Genomic DNA, 18,755 nt, shown 5'->3' with positions numbered 1-18,755 from the left:
AATTGAGGCTATATAGTAGTGGAATTCCACTACTATATAGCCTCTTTCTCATTTAATACTTTTTAATAAAATTTAATTTTATTAAATCAAAATGTGTGCTACACTATTTTTAATCAAATATTCTAAAAATAAAAAGGAGGAGCAACTATGATTGAAAATTATTTTCTTTTCATCATTATGTCTATTTGTCTTATTATTTTACCCGGTCCTGATACTGCAATGGCGACGAAAAATACATTGGTTGCCGGTAAGGTCGGTGGAGTGAAAACAGTGTTCGGTACATGTGTTGCACTTTTAATTCATACTTTAGCAGCAGTAATCGGACTTTCCGCAATTATTGTAAAGTCAGCTCTTTTATTTTCTATTTTCAAGTACGTTGGAGCTCTATATTTAATTTATATTGGCATTAAAGCCCTTTTAGCGGTAAGAAACAAAGAAGGCTTTGATACGAATGATATATCTTTAAATAATGAAGATGAACACACTTCTTGCTTTCGCCAAGGGTTTCTTACGAATTTATTAAACCCTAAAGTTGCAGTCTTCTTTTTAACCTTTTTACCGCAATTTTTAAATCCAAATCATAATACGTTTATTCAACTTCTCGTAATGGGTCTTACTTACCTCGTTTTAACAGTTATTTGGTTCGCTTTTTATATATTTTTAATTGATAAAATTAGTGCTTTTATGAAAAAACCGAGGACGCAACGTTATATTCAAGGCTTAACAGGAATCGTCTTAATTGGTTTTGGTATTAAACTAGCTTTTGAAAAAAATAATTAACAAGACGAAAACCACCACTATTAATAGTGGTGGTTTTCATTTAACAACTGATTTGGCTGTTCACTCTCTATTAAAACCAGCGCTCAGTTACAACTTTTTTACGTGTATAGAATTGAACGCCATCTGTACCATTTGTACCTAAATCACCAAAGAAGGAAGCTTTATTTCCTGCAAATGCGAAGAATGCCATTGGTGCTGGAACGTTTACGTTTACACCGATCATACCAGCATCGATATTATCACGGAACGTTTGTGCATGTTTACCATTTGACGTATAAATAACCGCACCATTTGCAAATTTAGATTGATTTGTCAGTTTAATACCTTCTTCTAAATCTTTAACTCTTACAATGCTTAATACTGGAGCAAAAATCTCATCTTGCCAAATTTTCATTTCTTGATTTACACCATCAAAGATTGTCGCACCTACAAAGTAACCTTCTCCAACTTCTTCCTTAATTTTGCGGCCATCAACTAATAAAGTTGCTCCATCTGCTACACCGCTATTAATATAGCCTAATACGCGCTCTTTATGAGATTCACGAATTAATGGTCCAACATAATTATCTTCGTGGAAACCGTCACCTACTTTTAACTTCTTCGTCTCTGCTACTAGTACGTCGATGAATTCATCAGCAATTTCATCAACTACTGCTACTACTGAACATGCCATGCAGCGCTCTCCACTACTTGCGAATGCAGATCCAATTACACCTTGCACTGTTTTCTCAAGATTGCAATCTGGCATTACAATCGCATGGTTTTTTGCACCAGCTAACGCTTGTACACGTTTCCCGTGTTTCGTACCTGTTTCATATACGTAACGAGCTACTGGCTCAGAGCCAACGAACGAAACAGCTTGAATATCTTTACTTTCTAAAATGCTATTTACAACATCTTTTCCGCCTTGTACTAAATTTAATACCCCTTTTGGAAAACCAGCTTCATAGAATAACTCTACAAGTCGCTCTGCTAAAAGTGGCGTTCTTTCAGATGTTTTTAATACGAACGTATTACCGCAAGCAATTGCAAGTGGGAACATCCATAATGGAATCATCATTGGGAAGTTAAACGGTGTAATACCAGCAACAACTCCAATTGGATAGCGCCAAATCGATCCATCAATGCCGCTAGCAATATTTGGAAGAGCTTGTCCCATCATTAAATTTGGTGCTGATGTTGCAAGTTCTACCGCTTCAATCCCGCGCTGCACCTCACCAGTTGCATCCGTTAATGTTTTACCATTTTCTAGCGTAATGATTTTAGCAAGCTCTTCTTTGTTTTCTTGTAAAAGCTGTAAATATTTATACAATTGTCTTGAACGATTCGGAACTGGTACTTTAGACCATGTTTCGTATGCTACTTTTGCCGCTTCAACAGCTTTTTCAACATCTTCTTTCGGAGATAGCGGAACGTAAGCGATAATTTTTCCAGTCGCCGGATTCGGAACTGCTTCTACTTCTGTACCAGTAGATTCTACCCACTCACCATTAATATGATTTTTTACTCGTTTAATTTCAGTTGTAATCATTATATTCTCTCCTTTTTTATGATGTATATAAGTCTATTATTTTTGATTAGAAATTAATTGTTCACTAACTTTCTTATATAAAGCAGCCATATCGTTTTCACCATACCCTGCTTCACTTGCTTCTTCATATACGTTTAATAGCATTTCGCTTACTGGTAAGTGAAGTTCGCTTTCTTTCGCTAAATCTACTGCAAATCCTAAATCTTTCTTTAATAAATTCACAGTAAAGCCTGGATCGTAGTTTTCAGTTGCAATGAAACTTTTATAATTACGCTCATAAATTCTACTTTGACCGTAACTCACATTTAAAATATTAAACATTTTATCTAAATCCATATTATTCTTTTTTGCTAATGTTAAAGCTTCACTCACACCAGCTGTATAAAAACCAATTAATAGGTTATTAATTAATTTAACTGTTGTGCCACTATCGATCTGCTCACTAACATGGAAAACATTCGCGCCTAGTACGCCCATGATAGATTCCGTTTTCTCATATACTTCTTTCGATCCACCAACCATAAACGTTAATGTACGGTTTTCGGCTCCAATTACCCCACCGCTAACTGGTGCTGCTAAAAAGTCTACTTTCTTTTCCTTTGCAGCTTCCTCTAACTGTTTGTTTAATTGTGGAGATACAGTACTTGTATCAATTAAAACTACATTCGAGTGGCTATTTTCAAACAATCCTTCTTCCCCAAAATACACCGCTTCAACAGCGCGAGGTGAAGGTAAACTTGTAAAAATCACATCGCATGTTTCTGCTAGTTTTGAGATTGATAAGCCAATAATTCCTCCTTCATTTTCAAAGGAAGCTTCAGCCTCTTTATTTAAATCCACACCGTATACTGTGTAACTTGATTTAACTAAATTTTTAGACATTGGAAGACCCATGTTACCTAAACCGATAAAGCCAATCTTTTTCATATCGCTTTCCTCCTATTTACACAATATACTTTCCGCGATTTATAATAGCTTTCGCAATTTCTCTCTTTTTCGTAAACACATTCGTGTATAAAGGCACTAATAATTGACGAATTTCAGCTAAAATTACGTGTCTATCTTGTTCTTCTGTGACAGCCGCTGAAAGTATAGAAATCGCTGCTTCTTCTACTTTACGATAGCCTTCTTCACAAATAACGTCAGTTATCATTTGTTTCGTACGCTCTTTCTCTTCACCATTTTTACTAATTGCTTTACTCGTACGTAAAAATGCTGATTCCATGACGTACACGTCCGTTAACATATTTGATAATACACGTGAATATTCTTGTTCTTGGTCAATTTTTAACCCTGGAGTTTTAGAGAGCGTTTTCAAAGATTGTTTCAACAATTGTTTCGCTAATAAAATGTAACGATGGTTTCTTTCAACGTTTGCTACATCAACTTCTACTACAGTATCTTCAATTTGTTCCATTTGCTTCATTAACATTTTAGCAACTGTTAATCTATTAATTTCGTTCGTTCCTTCAAAAATACGACTAATTCTAGCATCACGATATAATCGTTCTACCTCGTACTCTTGCATATAACCGTAACCACCATGAATTTGTACAGCTTCATCTACGATATGACCAAGTGTTTCAGAAGCATTTACTTTATTAAGTGCACATTCAATTGCAAATTGAGACATTTTCTTCATAAGATCTTCATCACTCTCATGAATTGCTTCATCAATGACACCTGCTGTACGGTAGGCTGCACTTTCTGCTCCATATGTAGCAATGATCATATTTGCAATTTTCTCTTGAATCATCGTAAAATCTACTAATTCCGTTTGGAACTGTTTTCGCTCTTTTCCATATTGAACCGACAAACCAATTGCTTGTTTTGCTGCTCCAATATTTCCAAAAGCCAGCTTTAGTCTAGCGAAGTTAAGAATATTAAGAGCTACGTGATGCCCTTTTCCAACTTCCCCTAAAACATTTTGAGCAGGGATGACAACATCTTCTAAAATTAGGGTAGCCGTTGAAGAACCTTTAATCCCCATTTTCTTTTCTTCTAATCCAATGGATACACCTTCACATGTTCTTTCGACAATAAACGCTGTCATTCCTTTATTTGTCTTCGCAAAAACAACGTATACATCTGCCATATGAGCATTTGTAATCCATTGCTTCTCACCATTTAACTTCCAAGCAGTACCATCTTCATTTAATACTGCACTCGTTTTTGCACTTAAAGCATCAGAACCAGCATTTGGCTCAGTTAAAGCATAAGCCCCAATCCATTCTCCAGACGCAATTTTCGGCAAATATTTTTCTTTTTGTTCTTTCGTTCCGTAATATATGTAAGGCAATGTACCTACACCAGCGTGTATATTAAAGGAAACACTAAATGCACCAGCGTATCCCATTTTTTCTGCTACAAGCCCTGAAACTGCCTTTCCTAACTCAAATCCGCCGTACTCTTCTGGGACTTCAATACTTAATAATCCAAGTTCTCCAGCTTTCTCAAATAATTGACGAGAAATTTTATAGTTATGTTGTTCTATATTGTCCATTTGTGGAACAATTTCTTGTTTAACGAATTGTTCTGTCGTTTTTGCGATTAAATCTTCATCTCCTGAAAAATCTTCTGGCGTAAAGAAAGTATAATTCACATCTTTATTAAGTGAAAAAAATTCATCCCACGGTAACTTTGTTTTCTCCATCTGAATCCCCCTATCATTTCGGCCTGACTTGCTACTACGTATGCTCGTCTACGATGAGTGGAATTTCTTATTTTTGAAAACAGAAGGCGATGAATTGTCACATCAAGCAGTTCGTTTTGCCAAAGATGTATTCTCATCGCCTTAGTTGTTTTATCTATTGATCCTCTGATAATACTGTTTTTGCAATTCCAGTATCTAGTTCTTCAAAGTCATGATATGAAATTGTTTCATATAACTCACTTCTCGTTTGCATACTTGAAAGTGCATCTTTTTGAGAACCTGTTTCCTTAATTAAAGTAAACACATTCTCATATGCTTTCGCTGCAACACGAAGTGAAGTTACAGGATAAATAACCATTTGGAAGCCCATATTTGCAAATTCCTCTGCACTATAATACGGCGTTTTCCCGAACTCAGTCATATTCGCAAGTAAAGGCGCATTTACTTTACTATTAAATAGACGGAACTCTTCTTCTGATTGAAGCGCTTCAGGGAATATTGCATCTGCACCTGCTTTTACATAAGCGTTCGCTCTTTCAATTGCTTCATCTAAGCCTTCTACACCACGAGCATCTGTACGTGCCACAATATATAAGCTTGGTGCAACTTCTTTAATCGCTTTAATCTTTTGAACTAACTCTTCTGTAGTAACGAGTTTCTTACCATTTAAATGTCCACATTTCTTCGGTAATTGTTGATCTTCAATTTGAACAGCTGCTACTTTCGCTTCCACCATTTCTACTGCTGTTCTCGCTACGTTTAATACACCGCCAAATCCTGTATCAATATCAACAAGAACCGGTAAATCTGTAGCTCTTACTAGATCTCTTGCTCTCTCTGTTACTTCAGTAGACGTCACGATTCCTAAATCTGGTAGCCCTTTACTTGCAGTGTAAGCAGCTCCCGATAAATATAAAGCTGAAAAACCTGTATTTTTCGCAACAAGAGCAGCCATTGCATCATGAGCACCTGGAATTTGCAAAATTTCATTTGCTTCTACTAAAGCTCGGAAGCGATTCGCAAGCTCCTCTTGTGTTGACTGTTTATTCACAACCCAAGCCATTCTAAATTCCCCCTATTATTAATTTAAGAATAGATCTACAAATTCGTTTACATTCATATTTTCTAGTTTTTCTTCATTTAGACAAACTTCATGAATTTGTTCTTGTTGCTTACTAGAATAATGACCTGCCATATTTGCAGTGAATTTTTGAACAACTTTTGGAATTGCTTCGTCTCTACGGAAACGGTGACCAAGTGGATATTCACATTCCACATTTTCTGTTACAGTGCCATCCTTGAAATGAACTTGAACAGCGTTGGCGATTGAGCGCTTGTTCGGGTCAAGGTAATCTAAACTGTACTGTTTGTTTTCAACAACAACCATCTTATTACGTAATTCATCTACACGTGGATTATTTGCTACTACATCCTCATAATCATCCGCAACGATATCTCCTTTTAATAAACCAATTGCCGTAATGTATTGTAAGCAATGATCACGATCAGCTGGGTTATTTAATGGACCTTCTTTATCGATAATACGAATTGCTGATTCATGAGTTGTAATCGTAATACGATCAATTTCATCTAATCTTTCTTTAATTTCTGGATGTAATTTCACAGCACACTCTGCAGCTGTTTGTGCATGGAACTCTGCTGGATATGAAACTTTAAATAATACATTTTCCATTACATAAGACTCTAATGGTCTTGCTAACTTTAATTCTTGTTTATTGAATAATACATCTTGGAATCCCCAGCCTGGTGCAGATAATGCTGTTGGATATCCCATTTCACCTTTTAGAGCAGTCATTGCAAGATGAACACCTCGGCTTGTTGCATCACCTGCTGCCCATGATTTACGTGAGCCTGTATTTGGTGCATGACGATATGTACGAAGACTAGAATTATCAATCCATGCATGTGATAATGCATTAAAGATTTCTTCACGTGTTCCGCCGAGCATTTTTGCAACTACAGCAGTTGTTGCTACTTTTACGTATAATACATGGTCAAGACCAACACGATTCAAACTATTTTCTAAAGCTAGTACACCTTGAATTTCATGTGCTTTAATCATCATTTCTAATACTTCACGTACTTTTAATGGTTCTTTTCCTTCTGAAATACGAACACGGCTAATATAATCTGCAACTGCTAAAATACCGCCTAAGTTATCAGATGGATGTCCCCACTCTGCTGCAAGCCAAGTATCGTTATAGTCTAACCAACGGATCATACATCCGATATTAAATGCACCTTTCACTGGATCAAGCACATATGACGTACCTGGTACACGTGTACCATTCGGCACGATCGTTCCTGGTACAACTGGTCCTAGTAATTTCGTACACTCTGGATATTGTAGTGCTAAAATTCCACATCCAAGTGTATCAAGTAATACGTAACGAGCAGTACTGAATGCTTCTGCGCTATTTACCTCTTTATTTAATACATAATCCGCAATTTCTTCTAATAATGCATCTTTTTGTTTAATTTCATTTGTTTTAATCATACTATTCTTCCCTTTCTGTCGAAAATTCGTTATTATTAATGATGGGTGTCGGTCAAACACCCATCTAGCGGGCGGCGCTAACAACTCCCCAGTTGTTCTTATTTACTAAGTACATGTCGCTCGCCAACATAATTTACACGTGGACGGAACAATCGATTGTTCGCATGTTGCTCAATTACGTGCGCACATAGTCCTACTGTTCTAGAGCTAAAGAAGATTGGTGTGTAAAGTTGAATTGGAATACCAAGCATCCAATATACTGGAGCTGCATAATAATCAAGGTTCGGATAAATTCCTTTTTCCTTCTCCATAATCTTTTCTCCAGCTTCACACATTTCATATAGTGTATAATCACCTTTTACATCACATAACTGCTTTAAAGCTTCCTTCATCATCAGTGCTCTTGGATCCATCTTCTTCATATACACACGATGTCCAAAGCCCATAATTTTTTCTTTGTTATATAGTTTCTTCTGTAACAACTCTTCAAACTTCTCAACATTACCAGCTTCTAAAAGCATGTACATAACAGCTTCGTTTGCACCACCGTGTAAGCTACCTTTTAAAGATGCAACTGCACCTGTTAAAGCACCATATAAGTCCGATTGCGTTGATGCAATAACGCGCGCTGTAAATGTAGAGTTTGGCATTTCATGTTCACTATATAAAACAAGGGAACGATCAAAGATCTTCTCCTCAAGTTCAGTTGGTTTTTTACCTGTTAACATATAGAAGAAATTCGCGCTATATGTTAATTCTTGAAGAGGCTGAATTGGCTCTTCATTATTTAAAATATGATAGCTATTCGCTACAATGTTTGGTACTTTGCTCAATAATTTGTACCCGCGGCTTTTGTTTACTTCTAACGAGCGGTTTTCGATATCATTATCGTAACCAGCTAATGCGGACACACCTGTACGCAATCCATCCATCGGGTGCGTTTCTTTCGGTAATGCCTTTAATACGTTGAATACACCTTCTGGTACCGCGTATTCTTCTTTTAATTTCTTTTCGAGTTTTGCTTTTTCATCCTCATTTGGTAGATGTTCTTCCAATAAAAGGTGCACAATGTCTAAATACTCTTTTGTTTTTGAGAGTTCGATTAAATCATACCCTTGAATTACAATTTCACCTTTCACTGTGTCAAGAAACGAAATTTTCGTCTCCGCTGCCACTATACCATCTAATCCCGGGGAAAATTTTTCTTCAGCTTTCATCATTATTTCCTCCAATCCTAATAGATCTTCGTGCACATAACTGTAAGCCTTTACAAAATCGTGAAACTACATTTCTATTTCAATGTATCAGAGTTTTTAGAAGATTTCAATTTATTTTATAATGATAAGTTTCCTATACTTTTACCGATGTAGCAATACAATTTTCTAAAAATAATTTTCACATTTTATAAAGAAAGGACTGACTTCTTTATGTGTCTTATTAAAACAAAATATAAGGATGACTCAGAAAATCCCACAGAATATATCATTCAACCAATTTTTTTAAGAAAATAAAAAAAACGAGCTGTACACATATACAACTCGTTTCTACATGATATCTATTTCACTATCTCATCAATATAATTCTTATATAAAACTTATTTATTTTTAAAAAAGTTATTATTTCACATAATTAAATTGAATTTCTTCCGTTTCCTCATAGTAACATTTAACTAAATGATAGTTTTTAAAGTACCAAAGATTATAAACATCTCCCAAAATAGAATGACTTTTTTCTCAACTGACACGATTTCCCCATCTGATTTCTCAGAAACTATCCCTAAAGAATAGTCCGGCTGAATTGAACTATTATTATGTTATCCTTTAACCATTGTAAATCGTTAAGTTCAATTGAAATTTTCATCTTTGTTACTCCCGTTTACGCAAATTCTTTTTTATCTAATCTCTGTTTTACAAAAACGACAAAAATAATGAATGCGATTAGTCCTGAAATTGCACTACCTGCAAATAAAATACGGTAACCAAACATTTGCGAAACAATTCCAAGTAAAATCGCACCAAGTCCAATCCCTAAATCAAATGCAGTAAAGAATGAAGCGTTAGCAACTCCTCTCTTACTCGGGTCAACAATTGTAAGCATCGCTGCTTGTAATGCGGGCTGTGCTGAACCGAATCCAACACCGTATAATGCAGCTGCGATAACTACCCCTATTAAACTATTTGAAATCATTAATACAACTATCGCGATAACAGTAATACATAATGCCGGGAGTATGATAAATACTTCTCCATACTTATCTAATAGTTTTCCTGAAATTGGTCTTACAATCGTTAAAGCAACTGCATATACAAGAAAGAATGTCCCAGGATTCACATCGATTGAAGATGCAAATAGCGGTAAAAACGTCGTAATCCCTCCATATGCAAATGATAAAAAGAAAACTACAATTGTAATGGATAGAACCGATTTTTCAAACAACTGCATTTTCCCTTTTTCTTTTTGTGGTGTGAATGGCGTTTTCGTCATGGACGATAATAGGACTGCCATAAAGGATAAAAGAGTTGCCAACAAGAATAGGCCGTGAAATGAATAATGTTGTACAACCGATAATCCAATCATTGGGCCGATTGCCATTGCAATTGTCATAGCTATCCCGTACCAACCCATACCTTCACCACGGCGTGAATCTGGAATAATATCAGTTATCGCTGTTCCAACAGCTGTTGTAGAAACAGCCCATGTCACCCCATGAATTACCCGTAAAACAGCTAAAAGAACAATAGTCGATGCTAAATTATAAGAATACATCGTTATCCCAAAAAAGACGAGTCCGAAAATAATAAAAGATCTTCTCCCATATTGATCTAACATTCCTCCGATAATCGGTCGTATTACAACTGCTGCTATTGTAAACATTCCCATCATAAGTCCAACTTGTGATTCATTGCCGCCTATCTCTTTAATAAAGAGCGGGAGCGTTGGTACAAGTAAATAAAATCCTGTAAATAAAAATAACATTGCGAAAGTCATTTGAATAAATGATTTCGTCCATAATCGTTCCATTAAAATTCCTCCATAAACACGTATATTCTTGCAATTAACACCTCCATTTTACATTTTCTTAGTCCCTTTTCCCTCCGTAAATAGACGTAACTTTTTATAATAATGGTCCACCATCAATATAAATTGGTCTTACAACTTTATAAGTATACATTAGCCTAAAGTCCTATCTATATGTACCTTTATACGCGTGAAAAGAATATACTACTTTATTATCACAACTTAGGAGTGATTATGTTATGTGGGTATCTTCAAGAGTAACAGCCGTCGTTCCTTCGACTCCTGGGATACACGTTCCAGCCGTTCATACAGCTAGTTCCGATGTAGGAATTGAACTTCCTGCAACTTGGCAACAATATCAAATTCCAGGTCAAGTTACTCCCTCATTTTGGCATCATGGCGCACATCCAAGTAGTACCACCTTTCAAAGCCAAAGTTATCCTCCATTACCTCAGGCTCAAGTTTTTTATCATTTCCCTTCCATTTATTTTTAAAATTTCTATGGTACTTTTAACATTTAAACGAAAAAAGCACTTAAGATTTGTAATGTTTACAAATCTTAAGTGCTTTTTAATATTATTCATAAAATTTTCTTATTGCCCATTATTAGCAGGAGCCTCTCCTGTATTCCCACCAGTATCTGGTTGTGTGGTCGCTGGTGGCGTTGTATTTCCTTGACCTCCTCCGTCATTCGCTGGAGGTGTCGTATTTCCTTGGCCTTCTCCATTATTCGCTGGAGGTGTTGTATTTCCTTGGCCTCCTCCATTATTCGCTGGAGGTGTCGTATTTCCTTGACCTCCTCCGTTATTCGCTGGAGGTGTCGTATTCCCTTGGCCTCCTCCGTTATTTGCTGGAGGTGTCGTTCCTTGGCCATTTCCATTATTTTGTTCATTTTGTTTCTTTTCTTCTTCTTGTTTCTTTTGCTCTTCTAGTTTCTTTTGTTCTTCTTGCTTCTTAAGATCCTCTTGTTTCTTTTCTTCTTCTTGTTTCTTTAATTCTTCTTGCTTTTTCTCTTCTTCAGTTTTTTGCTGTTGATCTTGTTTTGGTTGTTCCGTTGTATCCGGTACGCTCGTATTTGGAGAAGAATCACGTTTTTCCCCTTTTATACGTAGCTCACTACCTTCTTGAATTACACTACTTGGCATTTTAAATCTTGATTTATCTGTAGCCATCTCGCTCATCATTTCTTTAAAGATCAACTGTGCAATTTTCGTATTTTTACTACTAATATACTCGTCTTTACCATCTTTCATATACCCAGTCCATACTGCCATCGTATATTGCGGCGTATAACCTGCAAACCAACTATCACGAGTTGCACTTTCTGGGATTTTATATTGAGCTAATTGTTTTGAAGCATAGTTTGTTGTACCTGTTTTTCCAGCTACATCTAAAGAACTTATATTTGCCGCTGTACCAGTACCTGATGTCACTACTGAACGAAGCATATCAGTAATCATATATGCTGTAGAGTCAGCTATAACTTGTTTTGGTTTTTGCTCAAAACTTTGTGACTTGCCGTCTGGATAAACTATTTTCTTAACAAAATGCGGTTTTGCATACTTTCCACCATTTCCAAATGTCGCATAAGCACCCGCCATTTCAGTTGGTGATACTTCGTTTGTACCAATAGCTGTAGATTCTGCCAGCGGTTTATTAAATGTAATACCTAATTTCTCAGAGAATTCCTTTGATTTATTAAGTCCTACTTCTTTTGCAGTTTTAACTGCTGGAACGTTACGTGACATTTTTAACGCTTCACGCATAGTAATTGGGCCTAAATGACTTCTGTCCGCATTTCGAAGTTCTTGTCCAGTTGAATATTTAAATGGAGAATCATCAATTTGATGATACGTAGCCCATTTTAAGTATTCAATTGCAGGACCGTAATCAAAGATTGGCTTCATCGTCGAACCAGCTGCACGATCTAATTCAATTGCCATATTATGCCCTTTAAATACTGCTTTATTTTCACCGCGTCCACTACCTATAGCACGAACCTCACCTGTTTTCGTATCCATAAATGTGAAAGCACCTTGGAATTTATCATTTGGATAATTAATAATATTTGTATTTAAAATATTATCAGCTAATTTCTGTGCTTTTGGATCCAATGTTGTATGAATTTCTAAACCATCTGAGCCAATATTAGCATCGGGCAATTCTTTTTCTACTTCTTTCACAACTGCATCCATAAATGCAGGGTATGGCATTGCTTGAAGTTCAGTTGCAGGTTTAAGACCATCCGTTACTGAAACTTTCGATGCTTCTTCCATTTCTGCTTTTGTAATATAACCATGTCGATTCATTAATCCTAGTACAACATCTCTTCTTTCTGTTGCCCTTTTAACATTTTCTGTTTTCGTTGGATCGTAATTGTTTGGTGCTTTCGGTAAACCTGCAAGCATCGCAACTTCTGGTAATGTTAACTCTTTTAAATCTTTATCATAATAGTTTCGTGCTGCTGTTGCGATACCATATGAACGGTTTCCTAAATTAATTTTATTTAAATACATTTCTAAAATTTCATGTTTTGAATACTGTTGTTCTAGCTTATACGCTAAATATATTTCCTGAACTTTACGTTTTGATGTTTTTTCCATCGATAAGAAGTAGTTTTTAATAACCTGCTGCGTTATTGTACTTCCACCTTGTGAACCGTAATCTCCTTTAAGACTCACCAAAACAGCACGGGCAGTACCTTTAAAGTCTACTCCACTATGCTCATAAAAACGTGCATCTTCAGTTGCTAAAAATGCATTTTCTACTAATTTAGGAATTTGATCATACGTAACATTCGTCCGTTTTTCTTTCCCGTATTCATATACCAAATCGCCATTTTTATCATAAATTTTTGAGGATAACGGATTAACAAGTTTTGCTTTCTCAAGTTTTGGTGCATCCTTAATCATTACGAAGAAGGTAGCAACCCCCGCCACTAAACCAACAATACCAAGTAATAAACAAGTAATCAAAAACTTACGAAAGAATGATGTTTTACCTTTTGGTTTTTGTGTTTTAGACGCTGGCTGTTTTTTCTTTTTAACTTGTCGTCGCTCCTCTCGAGAACGATAATTTTCTGACATGTTACTTTCTCCTGCCTTTCAATTCTCCCGTTGATTTACTTAAAAATATTGAGGTCACTTTCTAAAATGAATTTAATTAAGAAAGTATATTGACCTGGAGCATTCAATATTTTCCTAATTCACAGATTATAAATTTTAGAATTCTTCTTATACAAACTATTTTCACTTCTATTTTCCTAATAATGCTGCCCCTTGAAGCATAGAATGTAAAAAGTGAATTTTTCATACCTCGTATAAATAATATACCTTTTTTTCAAATGGTCAATATTTTCTTATTTATAAATCAAAGGTGAAATAAAAATAGCACAATGATATGTACTTCGTGTGAACTTTCTTATCATTACGTATAACGAACATTTAATATATTGTATATAAGTATAATACCGCTTTAATTATAAGGATTTCAACACTACAACCTCAACATCTACAAGAAATTGTTAAAAATGAAAAGTGAGGAGTTGCATAATGATGAAGTTATCTCCCGTGAGTTCCAAAAATATTGTTGCTGTTGGCTATAATCCTTTTTCTATGATTTTACGCATTCAATTAAAGAATGGAACGTATGATTTCTTTAACGTGCCTGAAAACATTTACACCGGTTTATTAAGCGCACAGTCTAAAACTAATTATCACAATACTTATATTAAAAATTCTTACCGCTATACTAAAATTTAAACAGAATGAAAAAAAGAAAGGAGGTAGTCCCCCTTTCTTTTTACAATCATTTCACGACTTAGCTACCTTCTATCCCTCTTATTCATTTCACCATATGCTCGAATTTGTTTTTTTAAACGCCGATCTGCTTTTTTATCATGTACAACTAATATCGCATGTATAACTCCTGGAACCCAAAATATTAATGTTAATAGGAAGTTAATTATCGCTTGAAATGGTTTGCCGCAAAATAATACGGCTACAGGTGGCAGAAGAATTGCCAATAAATACATCATCTCTTGAAAACTCCTCATTTTGTATTTTTATCTCTCTTCTTTTCAAACGCTCACAAAACCAATTATTTTTATATTTCATACATTCCAATTAAGCATGAAAAACTTTTCTACTCTTATATATTCTATTCATATGCCTAAAAACCTACTACTTCAATCTTACCACGTATGTAAAATTGAAATTTCCCTACCTTTATCAAATGTGTATTTTCATACATTTATTTTTTCTAATTTTTCTTCTTCCTCTATTATAGTTAATCCAATTGCAGAAATAATAGTTCCTATTGCTTGTATCCAAATACCAATGAGTGCTATTATCTTCTCATTCTTCTTATCAACCATACTGCCTTCATTTTCTATTTCATTCTTTGATACATTAATAATACCTTGATACGCTTGAAGTCCCGCACCTAAACTTTGCAAAGAATTACCTAGTATTATAATTCTCTGTATTGCTTTCATCTGAAGCAAAGCTGCTTCTACTCCTAAAAAAGCACCAATCGATTGTAAACTGTTCCCGACAATTATGAGATAATCATTCTCTTTCAATTGTTTATTTATATTAAAATATGTTCCTATTACATTTGATATATTCCCTAATGCTAATAATTCAATACCCATTTTATCAAGCATTTCACTTTTATTCTCCAAACACATATTTTGATTTTCTCTTTCAGCTTCATCTCCGGTATCATTACTCGCTATTATTTGTAATATATAACCGAGGGCTTGTAATGCGCTTCCTACAATTACAATCTTCGATTCAACTTTCTCTTCTCCAATAAATCCTCTTGTCGCCCCAATAGCCGCAGTAAGATTTCCTCCTACTTGAAACCATGCTCCTGTCACTTTTAAACCGCTTGGATTCATTTTTATCACCTATTTAGAAATTTTCTAGTGCTTTTTTCGCCATACACAAACGGCATCCTTTATCTCATATTTATTTTCTATATGTAATTTTGTGCATTCTAAAACGTGTTAATCATACAAAAAAGCGTATATCACTGAAAATATGCTAATTAAAAGATACGTATACAATTCAAAATATATTTACATACATTCTGGGCATGTCAATGAAGCTCCATTTTTATCTATTGTTATATTTAATATATATTGAATCGCATGATGCGACCACATTTCAGGTGTGGGTGATTCATTTACATACTCTGGTGCACATGAATACAGCATTGGGGTCCTGATACTTCCGCCCGGATCTAAAGCAACAACAGCCATACCATAGGGTAATTCAAGTGCCATAGATTTCGTGATACCTTCAATTGCAAACTTTGAGGCACAATATGGCGCCAGCTCAGCTTCTCCCTCTCGGCCCCAACTAGAACTCATATTAATAATCATTCCTTCTTTCCTAGCTACCATCGCTGGGACAAATGCCCTAATTACATTTACTACACCATTTATGTTTACATTCATTACATTTTCGAATTCTTGAGCTGTTACTTTCCACAGTGGCGCATTTTTATTAACAATCGATGCATTATTTATTAACAAATCAGGTGCTCTATATCTATGAAGTATATAATTCGCCCAATTACTTACTTGCTGGGAGTCTGAAACATCGATTATTTGAAAATCATGTATATTACCGTAATATTTTTTCAATTCTTCAATTTTATCTTTTGAACGTCCACAGCCATATATATTCCATCCCAATTCATGAAATCGATCAACCACTGCACGACCTAATCCTTGCGTCACTCCTGTAATCATTACAATTTTTCCAGTTTCGTTTCGCTGCATATACCTCTCCTCCTTTATAAAATTTTACACTCTCCCTTTTCATTCAGCCATTTACTAAAGTATCAACTCATTTCATACTTTAGTAGGAGTTTTTATGTAAGCAAAAAGAGTAACCATAACAGTTACTCTTGCTTATATATCAAAAAAGTCATTATTTATTTCGTTATTGCTTTTATATTTCAGCTTCTCTTTCCCGCATTTCTCACACCGATACATAAAAGCTACACCTAGATTACTTCTTTTAAAATCTTCATTATCCTGCATCTTAATAAAACCATATTTATGCTTACAGTGAGATTCATCTGAAAAAATTTCAAACTAATTTTTCATCATAGAACAGTTCACCTCTATGAAAGAATCTTCATCTAGTCTGATTACCTATTTTTATTTAAATTCTCAATCTCATTTTGCAACTTTTTGAATTGTTCAAAATGCATAGTGATAGATTGACTATTTCCATAATCAACACTATGCTTCACAAATAAAACACCAGTGTCATGAAAAATTGCTTCCAGTTCTTTTCTGATGGATACTTTCATTATATGTGCTGTTTTAATAGCCGATAAAATTGCAATTTCATTAAACTTTAATTTTATTTCATTTGGACAAAATGCTTCTTCAACCAATATAACTTCATTGCTATAAATAAGTGCAACAAGATTACTTGATTTTGCATCTGTTAAATCTACTTTTTTTATAACATTATTCATTACATTTTGCCTCCTTTGATTTTATATATATTAATTATACAATTGTTTTTTAAAATTAATCGACCTTACATTAATTTTAACATACTTTTATTGTAGGATTAAGCTACACTTCAAACGTTTTACTATTCCACAATTTTTGTTACATGAACCATTTGGACTATAACACCATATAGTAGTATTAACAAATGATTGTAAAGCGGGTGAAAACTATGCCCTCAGTTGTAGGGAATTTAGTTGTACAAAATAGTAACGGTTCATTTAATTTAGGCGATTTCTACAATGTTTCTCCGAAAGAAAATACGAAGGCTTATAATGGATCTGGTGCTTCAAATGTTGGTTTTGTTGTTAATACTTTTAATGGTGTGAGCGCAACCAATACTTTTGATTCTGACCTTGCAGATCAAAACCAAGTAGGTACAGCTTAGTCCTATTTTTTTCATCGTACTGTTTAGGAATAATAAATTTGTCTATACTATAATCAGGCTGTTACACAGCTATTATTGATTTTTGGAGTACCCTATCTTTTTCTCCCTTTCCCTGGGGCTTAGCAGCTAGTGTGAAGCTAGCTGCTTTTTCTTTTCATTATTTACATAACGTAAAGGAAGCTAAAATTGAAATTCCAGCTTCCTTTACGTTATTTCAATAATATCAGAAGTATTAAATACGTAAGTTTTATAAAATGCGTCAGTACATATTACAATGCACTTTAGCGGGTTTATATGCACTACTGTCATATAACTTGTAAGGATGTAACCATCTTCAAAATATGTCACCAATATTTCTTTCTCAGACAATAATGACGTTAATAATTTATCAGAAATTCTCTCTTTTGCTTCGTTTGTTAAGAGCGGTTTTTGTACTTTAAACTTCTCTCTAACAATCTTTCGCATACTTAACAACTGTTCCGACATTACTGTAAATGGAACCCACTCTCTTTCTGCTTTCTGCACCTTTACATCATTCATTTCTTTATCTCCTTGATCATTTATCCATTCTATTTCACACATATTGTTCCTCGATTATTCGTTAATAATTGCTAGGCTGATATTTATCCCGCATTAACAGGTAGTGAAGCTCCTACCTCAAAATCCGCTATATGCGAGGAGGTAAGACGAAAATCAACTGCCCGTAAACGCTTAATTGGTGAAAGCTAATACATAACGGACGATGAACACCCCGCTAATTAAAGTTTCACTTTATTTCTTATTCGTATACTATCTGCAAACACAAGAACATTCGTTCTAATTATACACGAACCTACGTTCTTTTGGAATGATTTAAATTATATTTTTATCCATCATTTATTTTTTCTTCATCAAATGAGCTTTTCACTTCTTATATAAAAGTTTTAATTTTTCAAGTTTATTAACCAACTATAAATGAAAGCATATATTATAAAGAACGAACTCACAAAATTTCTATAGAAAAGAGAGCAATCTAAACACTCTCTTTTCGTACATACTGTTTAAGAATACATAATCTCCCCTTACTACATATATTTTGGTTGTACTATTATATGTAATTCCCTCTCCGTTACTGCTTTTTTTGGGTTACGAAAATACCCTAATTCGTATTTTAATACTTCATAGTCAACCATCCCAATCTTAATCCCTTTCGTTTCTTTTAAAATAGCTAATAAGTTACTTATATCTTCATCATGCGATTCAAAAACCTTCCCTCCGCCTTCTCTCTGAAAAATTACTTTCATATTTTCTCCTCCTACATAATATATTTATCTATTAAGTAATTCGTTT

At 34.6% G+C, this 18,755-nt stretch carries 19 protein-coding genes and 1 pseudogene; 4 read left to right on the top strand and 16 right to left on the bottom strand.

Features of this window, described 5'->3' with window-relative positions; genetic code table 11:
* The first annotated feature begins 147 nt into the window (after positions 1–147).
* On the top strand, positions 148–780 hold the full coding sequence (locus tag QCI41_RS01745; protein ID WP_000572331.1) for a LysE family translocator: 633 nt from the start codon (positions 148–150) through the stop codon (positions 778–780).
* Between the two features lie 70 nt (positions 781–850).
* Here the strand turns inward: QCI41_RS01745 and QCI41_RS01740 are convergent, their stop codons facing one another.
* The 8 genes and pseudogenes from QCI41_RS01740 to QCI41_RS01705 all read right to left on the bottom strand — a co-directional run bounded on the left by QCI41_RS01740 (position 851) and on the right by QCI41_RS01705 (position 10,503).
* Entirely contained in the window at positions 851–2,311 is a 1,461-nt protein-coding gene (locus tag QCI41_RS01740) for a CoA-acylating methylmalonate-semialdehyde dehydrogenase (protein WP_087980356.1), read from the bottom strand.
* Positions 2,312–2,347: 36 nt separating this feature from the next.
* Complete coding sequence (locus QCI41_RS01735) at positions 2,348–3,238, bottom strand: NAD(P)-dependent oxidoreductase (protein WP_353838581.1); 891 nt, start codon at positions 3,236–3,238, stop codon at positions 2,348–2,350.
* 16 nt (positions 3,239–3,254) lie between these two features.
* On the bottom strand, positions 3,255–4,964 hold the full coding sequence (locus QCI41_RS01730; protein ID WP_353838583.1) for an acyl-CoA dehydrogenase family protein: 1,710 nt from the start codon (positions 4,962–4,964) through the stop codon (positions 3,255–3,257).
* A 154-nt stretch (positions 4,965–5,118) separates the two neighbouring features.
* Positions 5,119–6,027 carry a methylisocitrate lyase gene (gene prpB / locus QCI41_RS01725; protein WP_353838584.1) on the bottom strand — a complete coding sequence of 303 codons (909 nt, stop codon included), beginning with the start codon at positions 6,025–6,027 and terminating at the stop codon, positions 5,119–5,121.
* Between the two features lie 18 nt (positions 6,028–6,045).
* Complete coding sequence (gene prpD / locus QCI41_RS01720) at positions 6,046–7,482, bottom strand: 2-methylcitrate dehydratase (RefSeq protein ID WP_353838585.1); 1,437 nt, start codon at positions 7,480–7,482, stop codon at positions 6,046–6,048.
* Between the two features lie 98 nt (positions 7,483–7,580).
* Positions 7,581–8,702 (bottom strand): citrate synthase, encoded by a 1,122-nt coding sequence (gene mmgD, locus QCI41_RS01715; RefSeq protein ID WP_116867973.1) that lies wholly within the window; start codon positions 8,700–8,702, stop codon positions 7,581–7,583.
* Positions 8,703–9,098: 396 nt separating this feature from the next.
* Positions 9,099–9,289: pseudogene (locus QCI41_RS01710) on the bottom strand (hypothetical protein); the annotation flags it as partial.
* Positions 9,290–9,357: 68 nt separating this feature from the next.
* Positions 9,358–10,503 (bottom strand): MFS transporter, encoded by a 1,146-nt coding sequence (locus QCI41_RS01705; RefSeq protein ID WP_353838586.1) that lies wholly within the window; start codon positions 10,501–10,503, stop codon positions 9,358–9,360.
* Positions 10,504–10,739: 236 nt separating this feature from the next.
* Here QCI41_RS01705 and QCI41_RS01700 point away from each other — a divergent pair, with 236 nt between their 5' ends.
* A complete protein-coding gene (locus QCI41_RS01700; protein ID WP_353838587.1) occupies positions 10,740–10,994 on the top strand; it encodes a hypothetical protein in 255 nt (84 codons plus the stop codon).
* Positions 10,995–11,093: 99 nt separating this feature from the next.
* Here the strand turns inward: QCI41_RS01700 and QCI41_RS01695 are convergent, their stop codons facing one another.
* Positions 11,094–13,586, bottom strand: coding sequence for a transglycosylase domain-containing protein (locus QCI41_RS01695; RefSeq protein ID WP_353838588.1), 2,493 nt, complete (start codon positions 13,584–13,586; stop codon positions 11,094–11,096).
* 465 nt (positions 13,587–14,051) lie between these two features.
* Here QCI41_RS01695 and QCI41_RS01690 point away from each other — a divergent pair, with 465 nt between their 5' ends.
* Complete coding sequence (locus QCI41_RS01690) at positions 14,052–14,261, top strand: KTSC domain-containing protein (RefSeq protein WP_046955725.1); 210 nt, start codon at positions 14,052–14,054, stop codon at positions 14,259–14,261.
* A gap of 62 nt (positions 14,262–14,323) precedes the next feature.
* On the opposite strand, the gene QCI41_RS01685 is transcribed toward QCI41_RS01690, so the two are convergent.
* The 5 genes from QCI41_RS01685 to QCI41_RS01665 all read right to left on the bottom strand — a co-directional run bounded on the left by QCI41_RS01685 (position 14,324) and on the right by QCI41_RS01665 (position 17,001).
* Complete coding sequence (locus tag QCI41_RS01685; protein ID WP_353838589.1) at positions 14,324–14,536, bottom strand: YqaE/Pmp3 family membrane protein; 213 nt, start codon at positions 14,534–14,536, stop codon at positions 14,324–14,326.
* A 207-nt stretch (positions 14,537–14,743) separates the two neighbouring features.
* The gene (locus tag QCI41_RS01680) at positions 14,744–15,403 is read right to left on the bottom strand and encodes a DUF6944 family repetitive protein (protein ID WP_353838590.1); all 660 of its coding nucleotides are present in this window, start codon (positions 15,401–15,403) and stop codon (positions 14,744–14,746) included.
* A 180-nt stretch (positions 15,404–15,583) separates the two neighbouring features.
* Positions 15,584–16,291: an SDR family oxidoreductase gene (locus tag QCI41_RS01675; protein ID WP_353838591.1), complete on the bottom strand. Its 708-nt coding sequence runs from the start codon at positions 16,289–16,291 to the stop codon at positions 15,584–15,586.
* Positions 16,292–16,423: 132 nt separating this feature from the next.
* The gene (locus tag QCI41_RS01670) at positions 16,424–16,603 is read right to left on the bottom strand and encodes a hypothetical protein (RefSeq protein ID WP_223266021.1); all 180 of its coding nucleotides are present in this window, start codon (positions 16,601–16,603) and stop codon (positions 16,424–16,426) included.
* Positions 16,604–16,665: 62 nt separating this feature from the next.
* Positions 16,666–17,001, bottom strand: a complete 336-nt coding sequence (locus QCI41_RS01665; RefSeq protein ID WP_001066867.1) for a hypothetical protein — start codon at positions 16,999–17,001, stop codon at positions 16,666–16,668.
* 209 nt (positions 17,002–17,210) lie between these two features.
* Here QCI41_RS01665 and gerPF point away from each other — a divergent pair, with 209 nt between their 5' ends.
* Complete coding sequence (gene gerPF, locus QCI41_RS01660; RefSeq protein ID WP_001141565.1) at positions 17,211–17,426, top strand: spore germination protein GerPF; 216 nt, start codon at positions 17,211–17,213, stop codon at positions 17,424–17,426.
* A 204-nt stretch (positions 17,427–17,630) separates the two neighbouring features.
* On the opposite strand, the gene QCI41_RS01655 is transcribed toward gerPF, so the two are convergent.
* Together QCI41_RS01655 and QCI41_RS01650 are read right to left on the bottom strand one after the other, a co-directional pair.
* Positions 17,631–17,966: a YolD-like family protein gene (locus tag QCI41_RS01655; protein WP_353838592.1), complete on the bottom strand. Its 336-nt coding sequence runs from the start codon at positions 17,964–17,966 to the stop codon at positions 17,631–17,633.
* Between the two features lie 524 nt (positions 17,967–18,490).
* The gene (locus QCI41_RS01650) at positions 18,491–18,709 is read right to left on the bottom strand and encodes a hypothetical protein (RefSeq protein WP_353838593.1); all 219 of its coding nucleotides are present in this window, start codon (positions 18,707–18,709) and stop codon (positions 18,491–18,493) included.
* Between the last annotated feature and the right edge of the window lie 46 nt (positions 18,710–18,755).

It is taken from the genome of Bacillus cereus group sp. MG4, assembly GCF_040460055.1.
GTDB lineage: Bacteria > Bacillota > Bacilli > Bacillales > Bacillaceae_G > Bacillus_A > Bacillus_A wiedmannii.
This window is presented reverse-complemented; position numbering and strand designations above follow the sequence as displayed.